Here is a 20,413-nt window from a genome sequence, read left to right on the forward strand (position 1 = left end):
CAGCGTCGGAGCTGGGCGGGTTCGCGAGCAAGCTCGCTCCTACAGGGGATTACGTCTCAGTTTTCCTTCACCACCGCGAAGTTCGGCAGGCTATCCACCGGCTGGGCGAAGTTGTAGGGAATCGACTCCAGCGCCAGGCCGACGTTGCGCTGCACCACGAAGTGCAGGTGCGGGCCGCTGCTGTTGCCGGTGTTGCCCGAGCGCGCCAGGGAGGTCCCGGTGCTCACACGCTGCCCCTCGTGGACCAGCACCGAACCGCGCATCAGGTGCAGGTATACGCCCATGGTGCCGTCGTCATGCAGGATGCGCACGAAGTTGCCGGACGGGTTCTTGCCGCGCCCGTCCTGGCTGTTCTCGATCTTCACCACCATGCCGCCACGGGCCGCGACGATAGGCGTACCCACCGGCATGGCGATGTCCATGGCGTAGCGCCCCTTGGGCGTGAAATGGCTGTAGCGGCCATTGGCGCCCTGGGTCAGGCGGAACGGGCCACCCACCCAGGGCAACGCGTACTGGTAAGCCAGCGGTTGCGGACGCGGATCGCCCAGCGCATAGCGCAGCTTGGGCTTGTACAGCATGGGCTTGCCGGGTTCACGCGGGGTCAGCGTCGCCAGGCGGATCGCGCTGCGCGGCGGCAGCACCCAGCGGATCGGTCGCTCCGGCACGCCAATGGCGTTCTGCGCGCCGGTCACGCTCAGCTCAACCTCCACCGGCGCGTACAGGTCGTTGCGCACTTGCAGCGTCTCGCCGCCGGCGTGCTTCCTGGTCTCCAGCTTCACCTGCTGCTCCAGGTGCTCGACCATGCGGTCGCGGAAGACGAACACCGCCGCACCCGGCACGGCCTTGTCCGTGTAGGTGACCACGCCATTGGCGTCGGTGTACTTGTAGATGGTCACGGCCGAAGCCGTCCCTGATGCGGCCAAAAGGCCGCACAGGAAGATACTGCGCCCTAGCATGTCGACTCTGGTTATAGGTATGGCGACAACGGCAAGACTAGCAGCGCGGCAGACCCGGAGCGACCTGTCGACGGCCGGCGTGTGAAGCAGTGCCGCCCACCGGTCGGCGCACGGTCAGGCGCCGGGCACGTAGTGCTTCTGGGAGCTGCCGCGGGCGATCAGGCGCGACAGGTAATCGAGCTTCTGCGGATCGCGGTCGACGAAGCGGAAGGTGAGCTGCAGCCACTCGCTGTCGGGCTTGGGCTCCAGCGCCGCCACGGCGTGCAGGTAGCCATTGAGCCGCGCCACGTCGCTGTCTTCCTCCAGGTCCAGCACAGCGCTTTCCAGCACCTGGGGCAGCGGCGAGCCACGCTTCACCACCAGCAGCGCTTCCTTCAGGCTCAGGGCCTTGATCACGCACGGCAGGTTGGCCTGGGGCAGGCGCAACTGGCCCTGCTGGCCCTTCGCGGCGGCGCGCGCGGCAGCCGGGGTAGCCGCCGGAACAGCGGGACGCGGCGCCGCAGCCGGAGCAGGAGCAGGAGCAGGAGCCGGGCGTACCACATCAGCCTTGCCGCCGGTCAGCGCACTGAGCGAGTCATTGGGCATGGAGCCGACCAGGCTGCGCTGCGGCGCCTGGGCGGCCAAGGCTTCGAGCTTGCCGGCGCGGGACAGCGCCTTCTTCACCTTGCTCACCAACTGGTCGTTGGAGAACGGCTTGCCGATGAAGTCGGAGACGCCGGCCTGGATGGCCTGCACCACGTTGTCCTTGTCGCCACGGCTGGTGACCATGATGAACGGCGTGGTCTTCAGGCTGTCCTGCTCGCGGCACCAGGTGAGCAGTTCGATGCCCGACAACTCGGGCATCTCCCAGTCGCAGAGGATCAGGTCGACGCTCTGGCGCGCGAGGAACTGCTGCGCCTTGCGGCCGTTAACCGCCTCCTCGATCTGCAGGCCGGGGAAATGGTCCCGCAGCCCCTTTTTCACCAGGTCCCGGATGAACGGAGCGTCATCCACCACCAGCACACTGACCTTGCCCATCGGCAGCTCCTTCGAACGATAGGGCGAAGAATAGCCTCGCTGAGTGGCGACATGCCATCGGCGCGGAACCAGCCGGCCATAAAATGACGAACCCGGCGTCTGGCCGGGTTCGTCGGTGCCGCGTGCGCACGCCTTATTCGGGCTTGTTGCCGTTGCCGGTGCCCTGCACTTCTTCCTTCATGCGGGTCAGGCCCAGGTGGCGAACATCGGTGCCGCGCACCAGGTAGATCACCAGTTCGGCGATGTTGCGCGCGTGGTCGCCGATGCGCTCCAGCGAACGCAGGGCCCAGATGACGTTGAGTACGCGGGAGATGGCCCGCGGGTCTTCCATCATGTAGGTGACCAGCTCGCGCAGGGCGGTCTTGTACTCGCGGTCGACGGTCTTGTCGTACTGCGCGACCGACAGGGCGAGGTCCGCATCGAAGCGGGCGAAGGCGTCCAGCGCCTCCTGCACCATCTTGCGCACCTGGCCACCGATGTGGCGCACCTCGACGTAGCCGCGCGGCGATTCGCCCTCCTCGCACAGCTGGATGGCGCGGCGGGCGATCTTCGAGGCTTCGTCGCCAATGCGCTCGAGGTCGATCACCGACTTGGAGATGCTGATGATCAGACGCAGGTCGGAGGCGGCCGGCTGGCGGCGAGCGAGGATGCGCAGGCATTCCTCGTCGATGTTGCGCTCCATCTGGTTGATCTGGTCGTCGATCTCGCGCACCTGCTGGGCCAGGCCCGAGTCGGCGTCGATCAGCGCGTTGACCGCGTCGTTGACCTGCTTCTCCACCAGGCCGCCCATGGCCAGCAGGTGGCTGCGCACATCTTCCAGCTCGGCGTTGAACTGCTGCGAGATGTGATGGGTCAGGCTTTCTTTGTTGATCATGTTCGCTCCGCGAAAGCCGCTGGCTCCGGGCCGCAGGCTTCAAATGTTCTCCGGGAAGTTCTACCGCGCACGCAATACCGCGAAACTAGCCGTAACGACCGGTGATGTAGTCTTCGGTCTGCTTCTTGGCCGGGTTGGTGAACAGGGTATCGGTGTCGCCGAACTCGATCAGCTTGCCCATGTACATGAACGCCGTGTAGTCGGAGACGCGCGCGGCCTGCTGCATGTTGTGGGTCACGATGACGATGGTGAACTTGGATTTGAGTTCGTAGATCAGCTCTTCGATCTTCAGCGTGGAGATCGGGTCCAGTGCCGAGCAGGGTTCGTCGAGCAGCAGGACTTCCGGTTCCACGGCGATGGTGCGGGCGATGACCAGACGTTGCTGCTGACCGCCGGACAGGCCGAGGGCGGATTCGTGCAGGCGGTCCTTCACTTCGTCCCACAGGGCCGCGCCTTTGAGCGCCCACTCGACGGCTTCGTCGAGCACGCGCTTCTTGTTGATGCCCTGGATACGCAGGCCGTACACCACGTTCTCGTAGATGCTCTTGGGGAACGGGTTGGGCTTCTGGAACACCATGCCGACGCGGCGGCGCAGTTCGGCGACGTCCACGTTCTTGGCGAAGATGTTGTGGCCATCCAGAAGGATCTCACCCTTCACGTTGCAGCCATCGACCAGGTCGTTCATGCGGTTGAAGCAGCGCAGCAGGGTCGACTTGCCGCAGCCGGACGGGCCGATGAAGGCGGTCACGCGCTGCTTGGGGATGTTCATGCTGACGTCGAACAGCGCCTGCTTCTCGCCGTAGAACAGGCTCAGGCCGGGTACTTCGAGAGCGACGGTCTCGCTCTCCAGGCTCATGCCCTGGCGGTCGCCGCGGCCGAGCGCGCCGATGTCGATGCCGTGGGTAGCGGTTTCTTGTTGCATCTTCAGTCTCCCTTGGAGGCTTGGCGGCGGGCCTGGCCCGCCGCCGGCAGAATCAGTTTTCCAGCGCCTTGTACTTTTCGCGCAGGCGGTTACGGATGGCGATGGCCGAGAAGTTCAGCAGGGCGATGACCATCACCAGCAGCAGCGCGGTGGCGTACACCAGCGGGCGCGCGGCCTCGACGTTCGGGCTCTGGAAGCCGACGTCATAGATGTGGAAGCCCAGGTGCATGATCTTCTGGTCCAGGTGCACGTACGGGTAGTTGCCGTCCACCGGCAGCGCCGGGGCCAGCTTCACCACGCCCACCAGCATCAGCGGCGCCACTTCACCGGCGGCACGGGCTACGGCGAGGATCAGGCCGGTCATCATGGCCGGGCTGGCCATCGGCAGGACCACTTTCCACAGGGTCTCGGCCTTGGTCGCGCCCAGAGCCAGGGAACCTTCGCGGGTGGCACGGGGGATACGCGCCAGGCCTTCCTCGGTGGCCACGATCACCACCGGTACGGCGAGGATCGCCAGGGTCAGCGAAGCCCAGAACAGGCCCGGCGTGCCGAAGGTCGGCGCCGGCAGGGCTTCGGGGAAGAACATCCGGTCGATTGAGCCACCCAGCACATAGACGAAGAAGCCCAGGCCGAACACGCCGTAGACGATCGCCGGGACGCCCGCGAGGTTGTTCACCGCGATGCGGATGATGCGGGTCAGCAGGCCCTGGCGGGCGTACTCGCGCAGGTAGACCGCGGCGATCACACCGAACGGGGTGACGATCACGGCCATTACCAGGGTCATCATCACGGTACCGAAGATGGCCGGGAAGATGCCGCCCTCGGTGTTGGCTTCACGCGGGTCGTCGCTGAGGAATTCCCACAGCTTCTGGAAGTAGAAGCTCAGCTTGGCGCCGACGCCCATGGCGTTGGGCTGGTAGGCGTGCACCAACTTGCCCAGGGTGATCTCGGTTTCATTGCCGGTGGCATCGCGCATGACGACGCTGTCGCGGTTGAATTCCTGGTGCAGGGCATTGAGCTGCTCTTCCAGCACCTTGTACTGGGCGTTCAGCTCGGCGCGGCTGGCGGCGATATCGGCTTCGGCGGCGGCATCCAGCTTGCCGTTGAGCTGCAGGCCGCGCTCTTTCAGGCGCAGGCGCTCGAGGCCGTGGTTGATGCCGCCGATGTCCTTCTTCTCCAGCTGGTACAGCTTGGCGTAGAGCTCGTCGACGCGCTTCAGACGGGTCTGCAGCTCGGCCATGGCAGCCGGCCCTTCGGCGACCACCTTGCCGTTTTCCTTCACGTTCAGCAGGTAGCCATAGAAGTTGCCCCACTCGCGGCGCTCCAGGGTCACCAGATCGGCCGGGTGACGCTTGTCGCCCAGCCACTCGCCGATCACCCAGGAGAAGTCGCTGCCGTAGAGGTCGCGGTTGCCCAGCTTGAGCAGCTCGCGGGTCATGAACTCCGGACCGTTGTCCGGCACCGGCAGACCGGCACCGCGCAGACGCTCGCGCGGTACCTGCTCGACCTGCACCTCTTCACCGATCAGGGTCTTGGGCGCTTCACCGGGGACGGTGTAGGTCGCCTCGATCACGTCCGCCGGCCAGAAGTGGCCGAGACCGCGCACGGCGATCACGGCGAGCAGGCCGATGGTCATGATCACGGCGATGGACACGGCTCCTGCGTTCATCCACACCCAGGGAGTACCGCTGGCAAACCACGCTTTGACGGATTCCTGTTTCTGTTTCACGGAACTAGCCTCGTCGGGCGTCGCTTAGAGCGACGCATATTTCTTGCGCAGGCGCTGACGGATCAGCTCTGCCAGGGTGTTCATCACGAAGGTGAAGGACAGCAGCACCAGTGCCGAGAGGAACAGCACACGGTAGTGAGTCCCGCCCACCTCCGACTCGGGCATTTCCACCGCGACGTTCGCCGCAAGGGTGCGCATGCCCTGGAAGATGTTCACGTCCATCACCGGGGTGTTGCCGGTGGCCATCAGCACGATCATGGTCTCGCCCACCGCACGACCCAGGCCGATCATCAGGGCGGAGAAGATGCCCGGGCTGGCGGTCAGGATCACCACGCGGGTCAGCGTCTGCCAGGGCGTGGCGCCCAGGGCCAGGGAGCCGTAGGTCAGGCTCTTGGGCACGCTGAAGATGGCGTCCTCGGCGATGGAGAAGATGTTCGGGATCACCGCGAAGCCCATGGCCAGGCCCACTACCAGGGCGTTGCGCTGGTCGTAGGTGATGCCCAGGTCGTGGCTGATCCACAGGCGCATGTCGCCGCCGAAGAACATGGTCTCCAGGTGCGGGCTCATCCACAGGGCGAAGGCACCGGTGGCGAGGACCACGGGAATCAGGATCGCCGCTTCCCAGCCGGCCGGCAGGCTCAGGCGGATGCGCTCGGGCAGGCGGCTCCAGATCAGGCCGGCAAGCAGGATGCCCAGCGGCGTGAGCAGCAACAGGCTGAAGATGCCCGGCAGGTGGCCTTCGACGTAAGGCGCCAGGAACAGGCCGGCGAAGAAGCCGAGGATCACGGTCGGCAGCGCTTCCATCAGCTCGATGACCGGCTTGACCTTGCGGCGCATGCCCGGAGCCATGAAGTAAGCGGTGTAGACGGCGGCGGCGATGGCCAGCGGCGCTGCGAGGATCATCGCGTAGAACGCGGCCTTCAGGGTGCCGAAGGTCAGCGGCGACAGGCTCAGCTTGGGCTCGAAGTCAGTGGTCGCGGCGGTGGACTGCCAGACGTAGCTGGGTTTGTCGTAGCTCTCGTACCAGACCTTGCCCCACAGCGCGCTCCAGGACACTTCCGGGTGCGGGTTGCTGAGGCTGAAGCGGCGCAGTTCTCCGCCCTGCTCGACGATCAGGCGGTTGGCGCGCGGGGACAGGGCCATCAGGCCGGCCGACGGGGCAACGTTTTCCACCAGCAGGGTGCGATGCGCCGTGCTGTGGAAGATGCCGAGGTTGCCCTGCTTGTCGAGGGCCAGGAAGCCCTTGCGGCGCTGCTCGGGAGCAATTTCGGTCACCGGCTGGTCGCCCAGCTTGAAGTCGCGCACATGGGACAGGCGCGGTTCGCCGTCTTCGCCACGGGCCATGAACCACTGGCCGATGCCGCCCTTGGAGTCGCCGACCATCAGCGAGATGCCTCCCAGCAGCTGGCTGCTGGCGGTCACTGCGGTGGAGGCGTCATCCAGCAGCTTGTAGCGGCCGTTGAGCTGGTGGGTGCCGAGGTTGAACACGTCGGCTTGCGCGCGGCCGTTGATCACATAGAGCCACTGCTTGCGCGGGTCCATGTAGATCGCCTTCACCGGCTCGGCGATCTGCGGCAGGTCGATGCGTTCCTCTTCCAGCGAGGTCTCGCCGGTCAGCATGTTTTCCTGACTGGTCAGGCTGAGCAGGAGCATCTGGCTGCCGGTGGAGGCAGCCAGCAGCAGGCCTTCATCACCCGAGACGATCGCAACGTGCTCCAGCGGGCGGCCCTGGGGGTCCAGGTTGATCGCGGTCTCGCCGTAGGGGTAGCTGATCTGCGGGGCGATGGTTTTCTTGTTGTCCGGGTAGGTGACCTTGTAGGTGTGCTTGAACACCAGTGCCTGGCCGTTGGACAGGCCCAGGGCCACGGTCGGTTGACCCGGCTGGTCCTCGGCGATGGAGGTCACGCTGCTGCCGGCAGGCAGCTTGAGCGCGACGCGGTCCATCTCGTCGCCTTTCTTCGCGTCGAAGAACACCACCTCGCCGTTGGCGGCGACGCGCATGCCCACCATATTCTGCTCTTCGATGCTCAGCAGCAGCGGCGCTTGCGCCGTCTTCAGCCAGGCCGGAGCCAGGGGGTCGCGCGCCTCCAGCGTGGCGCCACGGAACAGCGGCAGCACCACATAGGCGAGGTAGAAGAAAATCAGGGTAATGGCAGCCAGGACAGCGAGACCGCCGACCAGCACGTACCAGCGGGTGAGTCGATCCTTGAGCGCACGCATGCGGCGCTTGCGCTGCAGCGCAGGCGTATTGAAATCGATCCGCTCGGGGAGAGAAGAAGTCATCGGGGAGTTGGCCAGGTCGTTCATGCAGTGACACCCTAGCGGCTCTGTGTGACAGAAAGATGACATGGAGGTGACGCGACAAAGCCCACCAGCAGAGCCATGCTGGCGGGCCCGGTCGGGAAGGCGTCAGCCCATGCCGGGCGGCACTGGCCGCCCGGTTGGCGGGCTGATTACAGACCCAGGTCCTTGATCGCTTTTTCGGCGACTTTCGACGGCAGCGGGATGTAGCCGTCTTTCACCACAACCTGCTGGCCGGTCTTGGACAGCACCATCTTCAGGAACTGGGCTTCCAGCGGGTTCAGCGGCTTGTTCGGGGCCTTGTTGACGTAGACGTAGAGGAAGCGGGACAGCGGGTAGCTGCCGTTCAGGGCATTGGCTTCGTTGTCTTCGATGAACTCGCCGCCTTCCTTCTTGGCCAGGGCAACGGTCTTCACGCTAGCGGTCTTGTAACCGATACCGGAGTAACCAACGCCGTTCAGGGACTGGCTGACCGACTGAACCACGGAAGCCGAACCCGGCTGCTCGTTCACGTTCGGCTTGTAGTCGCCTTTGCACAGGGCCTCTTCCTTGAAGTAGCCGTAGGTGCCGGATACGGAGTTACGACCGAACAGCTGCACGGGCTTGTTCGCCCAGTCGCCGGTCAGGCCCAGATCGCCCCAGGTCTTCACTTCCGACTTGCCGCCGCACAGACGGGTGGAGGAGAAGATGGCGTCGACCTGTTGCATGGTCAGGCCCTTGATGGGGTTGTCCTTGTGCACGAAGATCGCCAGGGCGTCCACGGCAACCGGAACAGCGGTCGGCTTGTAGCCGTACTTCTGTTCGAAGGCCTGCAGTTCGACATCCTTCATCTTGCGGCTCATCGGGCCCAGGTTGGCGGTGCCTTCGGTCAGCGCCGGCGGCGCGGTGGAGGAACCGGCGGCCTGGATCTGCACGTTCACGTTCGGGTACAGGCGCTTGTACTCTTCGGCCCACATGGTCATCAGGTTGGCCAGGGTATCGGAGCCAACGCTCGACAGGTTGCCCGACACACCGCTGGCTTTTTGGTATTCCGGCAGGGCCGGATCAATTGCGGCGACCGCACTGGCGGTGCCTACGCCCGCGGCGACAAAGGTCAGGGCCGCCATCAAACGCTTGAGTTTCATGCCTTGCTCCTTGAGGAGAATGGGGTTGGATGGAACGGGGGCCAGTATCGTCAGGCCGCATGAAGACTCTATGACGAGAATGTGACAGTTGGATGAAATGCCATCAGGCAATTACGCGAACGGCATGGCAGGGCAAAACAGTCGGGGGAAGTGGCGAAAGGTGTGCTCCAGAGCCGCGGAAGGGCCCTGTATGCCCTTGTAGGAGCGAGCTTGCTCGCGAACCTTAGCAGGCAGCCACACCGTCATAATCTGACGCCACAGCACGCACCGCCGCATGCGCTCCGATCTAGGGAGCGGACCCCGTTCGCGATAGCCACCGTCTCAGCGCAGGTTGGGTAAAGGACTTCGGGAAGCGGCCCGACTTTCCCGCGCGCAAAAGCAAAACCCCCGGCCAGCTTTCGCTAACCAGGGGCTTTGGGATAGGTGCTTGACGATGACCTACTCTCACATGGGGAAACCCCACACTACCATCGGCGATGCGTCGTTTCACTACTGAGTTCGGGATGGGATCAGGTGGTTCCAACGCTCTATGGTCGTCAAGCAATTCTTTAGGACGCTCGTGGCATTCGCACACGCTCATCCGAATTCGGGTATGTGACAGTCATTTGCGGTTCACACGAACTTTCGGTTCGTCGACTTCACCATCGAACACACAAATTGTTTGGGTGTTATATGGTCAAGCCTCACGGGCAATTAGTATCGGTTAGCTCAACGCCTCACAGCGCTTACACACCCGACCTATCAACGTCGTAGTCTTCGACGGCCCTTCAGGGGAATCAAGTTCCCAGTGAGATCTCATCTTGAGGCTAGTTTCCCGCTTAGATGCTTTCAGCGGTTATCTATTCCGAACATAGCTACCCGGCAATGCCACTGGCGTGACAACCGGAACACCAGAGGTTCGTCCACTCCGGTCCTCTCGTACTAGGAGCAGCCCCTCTCAAATCTCAAACGTCCACGGCAGATAGGGACCGAACTGTCTCACGACGTTCTAAACCCAGCTCGCGTACCACTTTAAATGGCGAACAGCCATACCCTTGGGACCGGCTTCAGCCCCAGGATGTGATGAGCCGACATCGAGGTGCCAAACACCGCCGTCGATATGAACTCTTGGGCGGTATCAGCCTGTTATCCCCGGAGTACCTTTTATCCGTTGAGCGATGGCCCTTCCATACAGAACCACCGGATCACTAAGACCTACTTTCGTACCTGCTCGACGTGTCTGTCTCGCAGTCAAGCGCGCTTTTGCCTTTATACTCTGCGACCGATTTCCGACCGGTCTGAGCGCACCTTCGTACTCCTCCGTTACTCTTTAGGAGGAGACCGCCCCAGTCAAACTGCCCACCATACACTGTCCTCGATCCGGATGACGGACCAGAGTTAGAACCTCAAGCATGCCAGGGTGGTATTTCAAGGATGGCTCCACGCGAACTGGCGTCCACGCTTCAAAGCCTCCCACCTATCCTACACAAGCAGGCTCAAAGTCCAGTGCAAAGCTACAGTAAAGGTTCACGGGGTCTTTCCGTCTAGCCGCGGATACACTGCATCTTCACAGCGATTTCAATTTCACTGAGTCTCGGGTGGAGACAGCGCCGCCATCGTTACGCCATTCGTGCAGGTCGGAACTTACCCGACAAGGAATTTCGCTACCTTAGGACCGTTATAGTTACGGCCGCCGTTTACCGGGGCTTCGATCAAGAGCTTCGCTTTCGCTAACCCCATCAATTAACCTTCCGGCACCGGGCAGGCGTCACACCCTATACGTCCACTTTCGTGTTTGCAGAGTGCTGTGTTTTTAATAAACAGTCGCAGCGGCCTGGTATCTTCGACCGACATGGGCTTACGCAGTAAATGCTTCACCCTCATCGGCGCACCTTCTCCCGAAGTTACGGTGCCATTTTGCCTAGTTCCTTCACCCGAGTTCTCTCAAGCGCCTTGGTATTCTCTACCCGACCACCTGTGTCGGTTTGGGGTACGGTTCCTAGTTACCTGAAGCTTAGAAGCTTTTCCTGGAAGCATGGCATCAACCACTTCATCATCTAAAAGACGACTCGTCATCAGCTCTCGGCCTTGAACACCCGGATTTGCCTAAGTGTTCGGCCTACCACCTTAAACTTGGACAACCAACGCCAAGCTGGCCTAGCCTTCTCCGTCCCTCCATCGCAGTAACTAGAAGTACAGGAATATTAACCTGTTTCCCATCGACTACGCTCTTCAGCCTCGCCTTAGGGACCGACTAACCCTGCGTCGATTAACGTTGCGCAGGAACCCTTGGTCTTTCGGCGTGGATGTTTTTCACACCCATTGTCGTTACTCATGTCAGCATTCGCACTTCTGATACCTCCAGCAAGCTTCTCAACTCACCTTCACAGGCTTACAGAACGCTCCTCTACCGCGCATCTTACGATGCACCCGTAGCTTCGGTGTGTGGTTTGAGCCCCGTTACATCTTCCGCGCAGGCCGACTCGACTAGTGAGCTATTACGCTTTCTTTAAAGGGTGGCTGCTTCTAAGCCAACCTCCTAGCTGTCTAAGCCTTCCCACATCGTTTACCACTTAACCACAACTTTGGGACCTTAGCTGACGGTCTGGGTTGTTTCCCTTTTCACGACGGACGTTAGCACCCGCCGTGTGTCTCCCACGCTGACACTTCCAGGTATTCGGAGTTTGCATCGGTTTGGTAAGTCGGGATGACCCCCTAGCCGAAACAGTGCTCTACCCCCTGGAGTGATACGTGAGGCGCTACCTAAATAGCTTTCGAGGAGAACCAGCTATCTCCGAGCTTGATTAGCCTTTCACTCCGATCCACAAGTCATCCCCTACCTTTTCAACGGGAGTGGGTTCGGTCCTCCAGTCAGTGTTACCTAACCTTCAACCTGCTCATGGATAGATCGCCCGGTTTCGGGTCTATACCCAGCGACTAAATCGCCCTATTAAGACTCGCTTTCGCTACGCCTTCCCTATACGGTTAAGCTCGCCACTGAATATAAGTCGCTGACCCATTATACAAAAGGTACGCAGTCACCTAACAAGTAGGCTCCCACTGCTTGTACGCATACGGTTTCAGGTTCTATTTCACTCCCCTCTCCGGGGTTCTTTTCGCCTTTCCCTCACGGTACTGGTTCACTATCGGTCAGTCAGTAGTATTTAGCCTTGGAGGATGGTCCCCCCATATTCAGACAAAGTTTCTCGTGCTCCGTCCTACTCGATTTCACTTCAAAGAACCTTTCACATACGGGGCTATCACCCACTATGGCCGCACTTTCCAGAGCGTTCTGTTAGATTCAAAGAAGCTTAAGGGCTAGTCCCCGTTCGCTCGCCACTACTAAGGGAATCTCGGTTGATTTCTTTTCCTCAGGGTACTTAGATGTTTCAGTTCCCCTGGTTCGCCTCTTGCACCTATGGATTCAGTACAAGATACCTAGGTTATCCTAGGTGGGTTCCCCCATTCAGAGATCTCCGGATCAAAGTCTGTTTGCCGACTCCCCGAAGCTTATCGCAGGCTACCACGTCTTTCATCGCCTCTGACTGCCAAGGCATCCACCGTATGCGCTTCTTCACTTGACCATATAACCCCAAGCAATCTGGTTACTGTCTCGAACGTGAAGACGACATTCGCCGAAAATTCGCGCTTGAACTCGCAAATTTTACCTTGACTTGAATGATCACCAGTGAAAGAGATCATTCAGTCTACTTCTATCACATACCCAAATTTTTAAAGAACAGTTCTGGCACAAAGACCAGACAGCAAGGTTCGTTACACCGAACATTCCTGTCTGAGCTTTCGACGATTTAGAGATGGTGGAGCCAAGGAGGATCGAACTCCTGACCTCCTGCGTGCAAAGCAGGCGCTCTCCCAGCTGAGCTATGGCCCCATCGGATCAGCAGCACACCACAACAATTGGTGGGTCTGGGCAGATTCGAACTGCCGACCTCACCCTTATCAGGGGTGCGCTCTAACCAACTGAGCTACAGACCCAATCGTCTAACCAGTGAATCAAGCAATTCGTGTGGGAGCTTATGAAGAAGCTGCGATCTTCGATTAAGGAGGTGATCCAGCCGCAGGTTCCCCTACGGCTACCTTGTTACGACTTCACCCCAGTCATGAATCACTCCGTGGTAACCGTCCCCCTTGCGGTTAGACTAGCTACTTCTGGAGCAACCCACTCCCATGGTGTGACGGGCGGTGTGTACAAGGCCCGGGAACGTATTCACCGTGACATTCTGATTCACGATTACTAGCGATTCCGACTTCACGCAGTCGAGTTGCAGACTGCGATCCGGACTACGATCGGTTTTGTGGGATTAGCTCCACCTCGCGGCTTGGCAACCCTCTGTACCGACCATTGTAGCACGTGTGTAGCCCTGGCCGTAAGGGCCATGATGACTTGACGTCATCCCCACCTTCCTCCGGTTTGTCACCGGCAGTCTCCTTAGAGTGCCCACCCGAGGTGCTGGTAACTAAGGACAAGGGTTGCGCTCGTTACGGGACTTAACCCAACATCTCACGACACGAGCTGACGACAGCCATGCAGCACCTGTGTTCCGATTCCCGAAGGCACCCTCGCATCTCTGCAAGGTTCCGGACATGTCAAGGCCAGGTAAGGTTCTTCGCGTTGCTTCGAATTAAACCACATGCTCCACCGCTTGTGCGGGCCCCCGTCAATTCATTTGAGTTTTAACCTTGCGGCCGTACTCCCCAGGCGGTCGACTTATCGCGTTAGCTGCGCCACTAAAATCTCAAGGATTCCAACGGCTAGTCGACATCGTTTACGGCGTGGACTACCAGGGTATCTAATCCTGTTTGCTCCCCACGCTTTCGCACCTCAGTGTCAGTATCAGTCCAGGTGGTCGCCTTCGCCACTGGTGTTCCTTCCTATATCTACGCATTTCACCGCTACACAGGAAATTCCACCACCCTCTACCGTACTCTAGTCAGGCAGTTATGGATGCAGTTCCCAGGTTGAGCCCGGGGATTTCACATCCATCTTACCAAACCACCTACGCGCGCTTTACGCCCAGTAATTCCGATTAACGCTTGCACCCTTCGTATTACCGCGGCTGCTGGCACGAAGTTAGCCGGTGCTTATTCTGTTGGTAACGTCAAAACAGCAAGGTATTAACTTACTGCCCTTCCTCCCAACTTAAAGTGCTTTACAATCCGAAGACCTTCTTCACACACGCGGCATGGCTGGATCAGGCTTTCGCCCATTGTCCAATATTCCCCACTGCTGCCTCCCGTAGGAGTCTGGACCGTGTCTCAGTTCCAGTGTGACTGATCATCCTCTCAGACCAGTTACGGATCGTCGCCTTGGTAGGCCTTTACCCCACCAACTAGCTAATCCGACCTAGGCTCATCTGATAGCGCAAGGCCCGAAGGTCCCCTGCTTTCTCCCGTAGGACGTATGCGGTATTAGCGTTCCTTTCGAAACGTTGTCCCCCACTACCAGGCAGATTCCTAGGCATTACTCACCCGTCCGCCGCTGAATCATGGAGCAAGCTCCACTCATCCGCTCGACTTGCATGTGTTAGGCCTGCCGCCAGCGTTCAATCTGAGCCATGATCAAACTCTTCAGTTCAATACTGCTTGGGTTTTGCGAAAACCCTAAACTTGGCTCAGCAATCGCATGCTCTATTTAAAGAGCTAAAACTCTCGAATTCACGAGTGTTACTTGCGCTGCTGATAATCAGTCGATCATCAGTCTTACATCACAAGCACCCACACGAATTGCTTGATTCGACTTGTTAAAGAGCAGTTGGTCAAGGCTTTCGTCTTAACCGAGGCGCGCATTCTACAGCAGCGTCTCATCTTGTCAAGCGTTGTTTTCGAAAATTTTCTTTTCTACTCAACCGCTTGCGCTTCAGCGAAGGAAACCTTCTCATCAGCGGGAGGCGCATTCTACAGCGATCAAACTCACTGTCAAGCACCTCGATGATCTTCTTTTCGACTCACTGCCGGAGCAGCGAATGAAGAGTGGCAAGCGATTCACCTGCCGGACCACCACTCTCAACTTTGAATCATTGTAAGTGCTTGATTTTCAAGCTCTTTCAGCGCTTCGTCGCTGGGAGTGGTGCGCATTATAGGGACTTAAAAAGACCCGTCAACGACTTTTTTAAACTTTCTGCAGAAAACTGTCCGATTGTTCAATTTACCGCCACACCCTGCCCCACCAGACGGCGCTCCTGGCGCAGCAGGTAGCCCCCCACCAGCAGGCCGACCACACACAGAGCCACGACGTAGTAGGCCGGGCCCAGCGGGTCTTCCTTCATAAGGAGGGCAACCACCATGGGCGTCAGGCCGCCGAAGATGGCGTAGGCCAGGTTGTAGGAGAAGGACAGGCCGGTGAAGCGCACGACCGGCGGGAAGGCATTCACCATGACGTAGGGCACCGCGCCAATGACGCCGACGCACAGGCCGGTCACCGCGTAGAGCGGGAACAGCCAGTCCGGATGAGCCTTGAGACTGGTGTAGAAGGTCCAGGAGACGGCACCCAGCAGCACGCTGCCATATATAAAGGTGCGACCGGCACCGATGCGATCGGCCAGGCGCCCGGACAGGATGCAGCCGACGCTGAGGAAGACGATGGCCAGGCTGTTGGCCTTCAAGGCGGTCGCCGCATCGAAACCGTACACGCTCTGCAGCACCGACGGGGTCATCAGGATCACCACCACGATGCCGGCCGACAGCACCCAGGTCAGCAGCATGGACAGCACCACCGCCGGACGATGCTCGCGCACCACCACGCCCAGGGGTACTTCCTCGGCCAGCTGTTTGCGCAGTTGCAGCTCGGCGAATACCGGGGTCTCGTGCAGCCAGCGGCGCAGGTAGACGGAGAACAGCCCGAAGATGCCACCAAGCAGGAACGGGATCCGCCAGGCATAGCCCTGGACTTCTTCGGCGCTGAAGACGCTGTTGATCAGAGTCGCCACCAACGAACCGATAAGGATGCCAGCGGTCAGACCCGAAGTGAGCGTGCCGCAGGCATAGCCCACATGGCGGTGCGGAACGTGCTCGGCGACGAAGACCCAGGCGCCCGGCACTTCACCACCGATGGCGGCGCCCTGGATGACGCGCAGCAGCAACAGGGCCAGCGGCGCCCAGATGCCAATCTGCTCGTAGGTGGGCAGCAGGCCCATGATCAGCGTGGGAACCGCCATCAGGAAGATGCTCAGGGTGAACATCTTCTTGCGGCCCAGCAGGTCGCCGAAGTGCGCCATGACCACCCCGCCCAGCGGGCGGGCCAGGTAACCGGCAGCGAACAGGCCGAAGGTCTGCAGCTGGCGCAGCCACTCGGGCATGTCGGCGGGGAAGAACAGCTTGCCGACCACGGTGGCGAAGAACACGAAGATGATGAAATCGTAGAACTCCAGGGCACCGCCCAGGGCAGACAGGGACAGGGTCTTGTAGTCGCTGCGGGTCAACGGACGTGACGCGGGCGCGGCAGGAGCGTTCACAGAAGGCATTGTGATTATTCTCGACAGGCAAGGCAGATGACGACGGCGTGAACCACCGGTGCCGCACCATAGCAAATTGCGTTGAGACGACACAGGCATGCGCAGTCGACAGACGAGGCAAAGTCGAAACCCTGCGGTCGTCGTAGAAGGCCTTGCTCTATATAATGCAGCCAGGCCGATCAAAAGCTGTCCCAAGGCCTTGCACCGGCAGGTGTCTTGGGAGAGTTTTTCCACAACCTCACCATGAGTACGCCGGGGGCAAGAGGCCCTGACCTATGATCGAGCTCGAACAAGAAGATCCCATCCCGCAGGGTGACCTTGCCCTGCAGATTACCGCCCTGCCGCGCGAGACCAACGGCTTTGGCGACATCTTCGGTGGTTGGCTGGTGGCGCAGATGGATCTCGCCGGTACCGCCATGGCCAGTCGCATCGCCGGTGGTCGCGTCGCCACAGTGGCCATCGACCGCATGGCCTTCCTGGTCCCGGTCGCCGTTGGCGCACAGCTCTCCTTCTATACGCAATCGCTGGAGGTCGGCCGCAGCTCGATCCGCATGCTGGTCGAGGTATGGAGCGACGACCCGCTGTCCAGCGAGTGGCGCAAGGTCACCGAAGCGGTGTTCGTCTTCGTCGCCATCGATGGCAGCGGTCGCACCCGTCCGGTTCCTCCGCGTCGTGGCTGAAAACTGAAAACGCCGGCTCTCTCGCCGGCGTTTTCGTCTTCGCGTTCCGTCTCTCTATTTCGGAATCAGCGCATCGGCTTTCCGCGCACCGGGGCACCGTTGGCCTTGTAGTAGTCAGCGGTGCTGCGGGGCAGCGCCTCACGGCCACGGATCTTATCGGCGATCTTCTCGGCCATCATGATGGTGGTCGCGTTGAGGTTGCCGGTGATGATCAGCGGCATGATCGAGGCGTCGACCACGCGCAGCCCCTGCATGCCGTGCACACGGCCCTGGCCGTCGACCACCGCCATGTCGTCCTCGCCCATCTTGCAGGAGCAGGAGGGGTGGAAGGCGGTTTCCGCATGCTCGCGCACGAAGGCATCCAGTTCGGCATCGCTCTGCTTGTCCAGGCCCGGGCTGAGCTCGCGGCCACGGAAAGGGTCGAGTGCCGGCTGGTTCATGATCTCGCGGGTGAGGCGGATGCCATCGCGGAACTCCTGCCAGTCCTGCTCGGTGGACATGTAGTTGAACAGGATGCTCGGGTGCTTGCGCGGGTCGCGGGAGACCACATTGATGCGGCCGCGGCTGGGGGAGCGCATGGAGCCGACGTGGGCCTGGAAGCCATGTTCCTTCACCGCGTTGCTGCCGTTGTAGTTAATCGCCACCGGCAGGAAGTGGTACTGGATGTTCGGCCACTCGAACTCCGGACGGGTGCGGATGAAGCCACCGGCTTCGAACTGGTTGCTCGCACCCAGGCCGGTGCCGAGGAACATCCACTCCGCGCCGATCTGCGGCTGGTTCCACCATTGCAGTGCCGGGTACAGCGAGACCGGCTGCTTGCAGGCGTACTGCAGGTACATCTCCAGGTGATCCTGGAGGTTCCGGCCGACGCCGGGCAGGTCATGCACCACGTCGATGCCCAGATCACGCAGCAGCGCCGACGGACCGACACCGGAACGCTGCAGCAGCTGCGGCGAGGCGATGGCGCCGGAACACACCAGCACTTCGCGGCGGGCGCGGACTTCCTTCAGGTCATTGTCGTTGCCATGCAGATAGGTCGCACCGATGGCGCGCTTGCCGCTGAACAGGATGCGGTCGGTCAGCGCGTGGGTGACGATGGTCAGGTTCGGACGCTCGCGGGCCTGGTCCAGGTAGCCGCGCGCGGTGCTGGAGCGGCGGCCCTGCGGGGTCACGGTACGGTCCATAGGACCGAAGCCTTCCTGCTGGTAGCCGTTGAGGTCTTCGGTACGCGGGTAGCCCGCCTGCACGCCGGCCTCGACCATGGCGTGGAACAGCGGGTTGTTGCCGGCCTTGGGCGTGGTCACGCTCACCGGACCGTTGCCGCCATGGTAATCGTTCGGCCCGATGTCACGGGTCTCGGCCTTGCGGAAGTACGGCAGGCAGTCGAGGTAGGTCCAGTCCTCCAGGCCCTTGGCCTGGGCCCAGCCATCGAAGTCCATGGCGTTGCCGCGGATGTAGCACATGCCGTTGATCAGCGAGGAGCCGCCCAGGCCCTTGCCGCGACCGCACTCCATGCGGCGGTTGTTCATGTGCGGCTCGGGATCGGTCACATAGGCCCAGTTGTAGCGCCGGCCCTGCAGCGGGTAGGCCAGCGCGGCCGGCATCTGGGTGCGGAAGTCGGCGCGGTAGTCCGGGCCGCCGGCTTCGAGCAGCAGGACGCTGACGTCGGCGTCTTCGGTCAGACGAGTCGCCAGTACGTTACCGGCGGAACCGGCACCAATGATGATGTAGTCGAATTCCTGGGACATGCAGGCCTTCCTCTTTTTCAGGCACGACACCGCCCGCGACGCATGCGCGTCGGTGTCTGCGTATTCGGGATGGCCGGTGGTCAGGGAGTGGGGCCTGCGACCGGCCGTTCAGGGCTCGCTCGCGGCGGTCAGAACACCGAGGCGTAGTCGCCCAGCTCTACCTGCACGGATTTGATGCGAGTGTAGTGAGCCAGGGTGGTCAGACCGTTCTCGCGACCGACACCCGATTGCTTGTACCCGCCAACCGGCATCTCGGCCGGCGACTCGCCCCAGGTGTTGATCCAGCAGATGCCGGCCTCCAGGCGATGGATCGCACGGTGCGCACGGGCCAGGTCCTGGGTGACGACGCCGGCGGCCAGGCCGTACTCGGTGTCGTTGGCGCGGCGGATGGCTTCGTCTTCGGTGTCGTAGACGAGGATGCTCATGACCGGCCCGAAGATTTCTTCGCGGACGATGGTCATGTCGTCGGTGCAGTCGGTGAACACGGTCGGCGCGACGTAGGCGCCCTTGGCGAACTCGCCCTGGATGACGCGCTCGCCACCGCACAGCAGGCGGGCCTTCTGCTCTTTGCCGGACTCGATGTAGGAGAGCACACTCTCCATGTGCGCGAAGCTGGTCAGCGGGCCGAAGTTGGTGTTTTCGTCCTGCGGACGGCCCAGGCGGATGCGCTTCACGCGCTCGACGACCTTCGCTTCGAAACGCGCCTGCAGGCTGCGCGGGATGAACACGCGGGTGCCGTTGGTGCACACCTGGCCGGAGCTGAAGAAGTTGGCCATGACGGCGATGTCGGCGGCGCGGTCGAGGTTGGCGTCTTCGAAGATGATCAGCGGTGACTTGCCGCCCAGCTCCATGGTGACTTCCTTGAGCGAGGAGCTCGAGGCGCTGGCCATGACCTTCTTGCCGGTGGAGGTGCCGCCGGTGAAGGAGATCTTCTCGATGAGCGGGTGCTCGGTCAGCCACTGGCCGACTTCGCGGCCGCTGCCGGTGAGGACGTTGAACACGCCATCGGGCAGGCCGGCCTCGGTATAGATTTCGGCGAGCTTCAGCGCGGTCAGCGGGGTGACTTCGCTGGGCTTGAAGATCATCGCGTTGCCGGCGGCCAGGGCCGGAGCGGATTTCCACAGGGCGATCTGCACCGGGTAGTTCCAGGCACCGATGCCGGCGACCACGCCCAGCGGCTCGCGGCGGGTGTAGACGAAGCTGGTCTCGCGCAGCGGAATCTGTTCGCCTTCGATGGCCGGAACCAGGCCGGCGTAGTACTCGAGCACGTCGGCGCCGGTGACGATGTCGACGTTGCGGGTCTCGGCCAGCGGCTTGCCGGTGTCGAGGGTTTCCAGTTCGGCCAGCTCATCGTTGCGCTGGCGGAGGATTTCCACGGCGCGGCGCAGGATGCGCGAGCGCTGCATGGCGGTCATCGCCGCCCAGACCTTCTGCCCTTCTACCGCGCTCTGCACGGCGCGCTCGACGTCGTCCTTGGAGGCGCGCTGAACCTGGGCGAGCACTTCACCGTTGGCCGGATTGATGGTTTCGAAGGTGGCGCCGCTGGTGGCTTCCACGTAGCGACCGCCGATGTAGAGCTTCTGTACTTCGAATCGAGCCATGGTGATGGTG

General features: G+C 61.4%; 11 protein-coding genes, 2 tRNA genes and 3 rRNA genes. 1 reads left to right on the plus strand and 15 read right to left on the minus strand.

All coding sequences use genetic code 11. The features are described 5' to 3' along the window. Window positions 1–56: 56 nt before the first annotated feature. From ACAW63_RS03870 to ACAW63_RS03930, 13 genes are all read right to left on the minus strand, one after another. Window positions 57–956: a peptidoglycan DD-metalloendopeptidase family protein gene (locus tag ACAW63_RS03870; RefSeq protein ID WP_371231804.1), complete on the minus strand. Its 900-nt coding sequence runs from the start codon at window positions 954–956 to the stop codon at window positions 57–59. Between the two features lie 114 nt (window positions 957–1,070). Further along, window positions 1,071–1,973: a response regulator gene (locus tag ACAW63_RS03875; RefSeq protein WP_371231806.1), complete on the minus strand. Its 903-nt coding sequence runs from the start codon at window positions 1,971–1,973 to the stop codon at window positions 1,071–1,073. A gap of 133 nt (window positions 1,974–2,106) precedes the next feature. Then, window positions 2,107–2,847 (minus strand): phosphate signaling complex protein PhoU, encoded by a 741-nt coding sequence (phoU, locus tag ACAW63_RS03880; RefSeq protein WP_371231808.1) that lies wholly within the window; start codon window positions 2,845–2,847, stop codon window positions 2,107–2,109. An 85-nt stretch (window positions 2,848–2,932) separates the two neighbouring features. Then, window positions 2,933–3,769 carry a phosphate ABC transporter ATP-binding protein PstB gene (gene pstB, locus ACAW63_RS03885; RefSeq protein WP_371231810.1) on the minus strand — a complete coding sequence of 279 codons (837 nt, stop codon included), beginning with the start codon at window positions 3,767–3,769 and terminating at the stop codon, window positions 2,933–2,935. Window positions 3,770–3,821: 52 nt separating this feature from the next. After that, window positions 3,822–5,498 carry a phosphate ABC transporter permease PstA gene (gene pstA, locus ACAW63_RS03890; protein ID WP_371231812.1) on the minus strand — a complete coding sequence of 559 codons (1,677 nt, stop codon included), beginning with the start codon at window positions 5,496–5,498 and terminating at the stop codon, window positions 3,822–3,824. 24 nt (window positions 5,499–5,522) lie between these two features. After that, window positions 5,523–7,556: an ABC transporter permease subunit gene (locus ACAW63_RS03895; RefSeq protein ID WP_371234565.1), complete on the minus strand. Its 2,034-nt coding sequence runs from the start codon at window positions 7,554–7,556 to the stop codon at window positions 5,523–5,525. A 395-nt stretch (window positions 7,557–7,951) separates the two neighbouring features. After that, a complete protein-coding gene (gene pstS, locus ACAW63_RS03900) occupies window positions 7,952–8,923 on the minus strand; it encodes a phosphate ABC transporter substrate-binding protein PstS (protein WP_192433446.1) in 972 nt (323 codons plus the stop codon). Window positions 8,924–9,348: 425 nt separating this feature from the next. Then, window positions 9,349–9,464, minus strand: a 5S ribosomal RNA gene (rrf, locus tag ACAW63_RS03905). 131 nt (window positions 9,465–9,595) lie between these two features. Continuing rightward, window positions 9,596–12,486, minus strand: a 23S ribosomal RNA gene (locus ACAW63_RS03910). Window positions 12,487–12,718: 232 nt separating this feature from the next. Further along, window positions 12,719–12,794 (minus strand) — tRNA-Ala (locus tag ACAW63_RS03915). Window positions 12,795–12,821: 27 nt separating this feature from the next. Further along, window positions 12,822–12,898, minus strand: a tRNA-Ile gene (locus ACAW63_RS03920). A gap of 64 nt (window positions 12,899–12,962) precedes the next feature. After that, window positions 12,963–14,498: ribosomal RNA gene (locus tag ACAW63_RS03925) — 16S ribosomal RNA — on the minus strand. Together the 16S, 23S and 5S rRNA genes with 2 tRNA genes alongside form the textbook arrangement of a ribosomal RNA operon. A 565-nt stretch (window positions 14,499–15,063) precedes the next feature. Next, window positions 15,064–16,383, minus strand: coding sequence for an MFS transporter (locus tag ACAW63_RS03930; protein WP_371231814.1), 1,320 nt, complete (start codon window positions 16,381–16,383; stop codon window positions 15,064–15,066). 266 nt (window positions 16,384–16,649) lie between these two features. Here ACAW63_RS03930 and ACAW63_RS03935 point away from each other — a divergent pair, with 266 nt between their 5' ends. After that, window positions 16,650–17,054, plus strand: coding sequence for an acyl-CoA thioesterase (locus tag ACAW63_RS03935; protein WP_015479588.1), 405 nt, complete (start codon window positions 16,650–16,652; stop codon window positions 17,052–17,054). Between the two features lie 65 nt (window positions 17,055–17,119). On the opposite strand, the gene betA is transcribed toward ACAW63_RS03935, so the two are convergent. Together betA and betB are read right to left on the minus strand one after the other, a co-directional pair. Then, entirely contained in the window at window positions 17,120–18,802 is a 1,683-nt protein-coding gene (gene betA, locus ACAW63_RS03940; protein ID WP_371231817.1) for a choline dehydrogenase, read from the minus strand. Window positions 18,803–18,930: 128 nt separating this feature from the next. Next, on the minus strand, window positions 18,931–20,403 hold the full coding sequence (gene betB, locus ACAW63_RS03945; protein ID WP_371231818.1) for a betaine-aldehyde dehydrogenase: 1,473 nt from the start codon (window positions 20,401–20,403) through the stop codon (window positions 18,931–18,933). Between the last annotated feature and the right edge of the window lie 10 nt (window positions 20,404–20,413).

The organism is Pseudomonas sp. QE6 (assembly GCF_041379005.1).
GTDB lineage: Bacteria > Pseudomonadota > Gammaproteobacteria > Pseudomonadales > Pseudomonadaceae > Pseudomonas.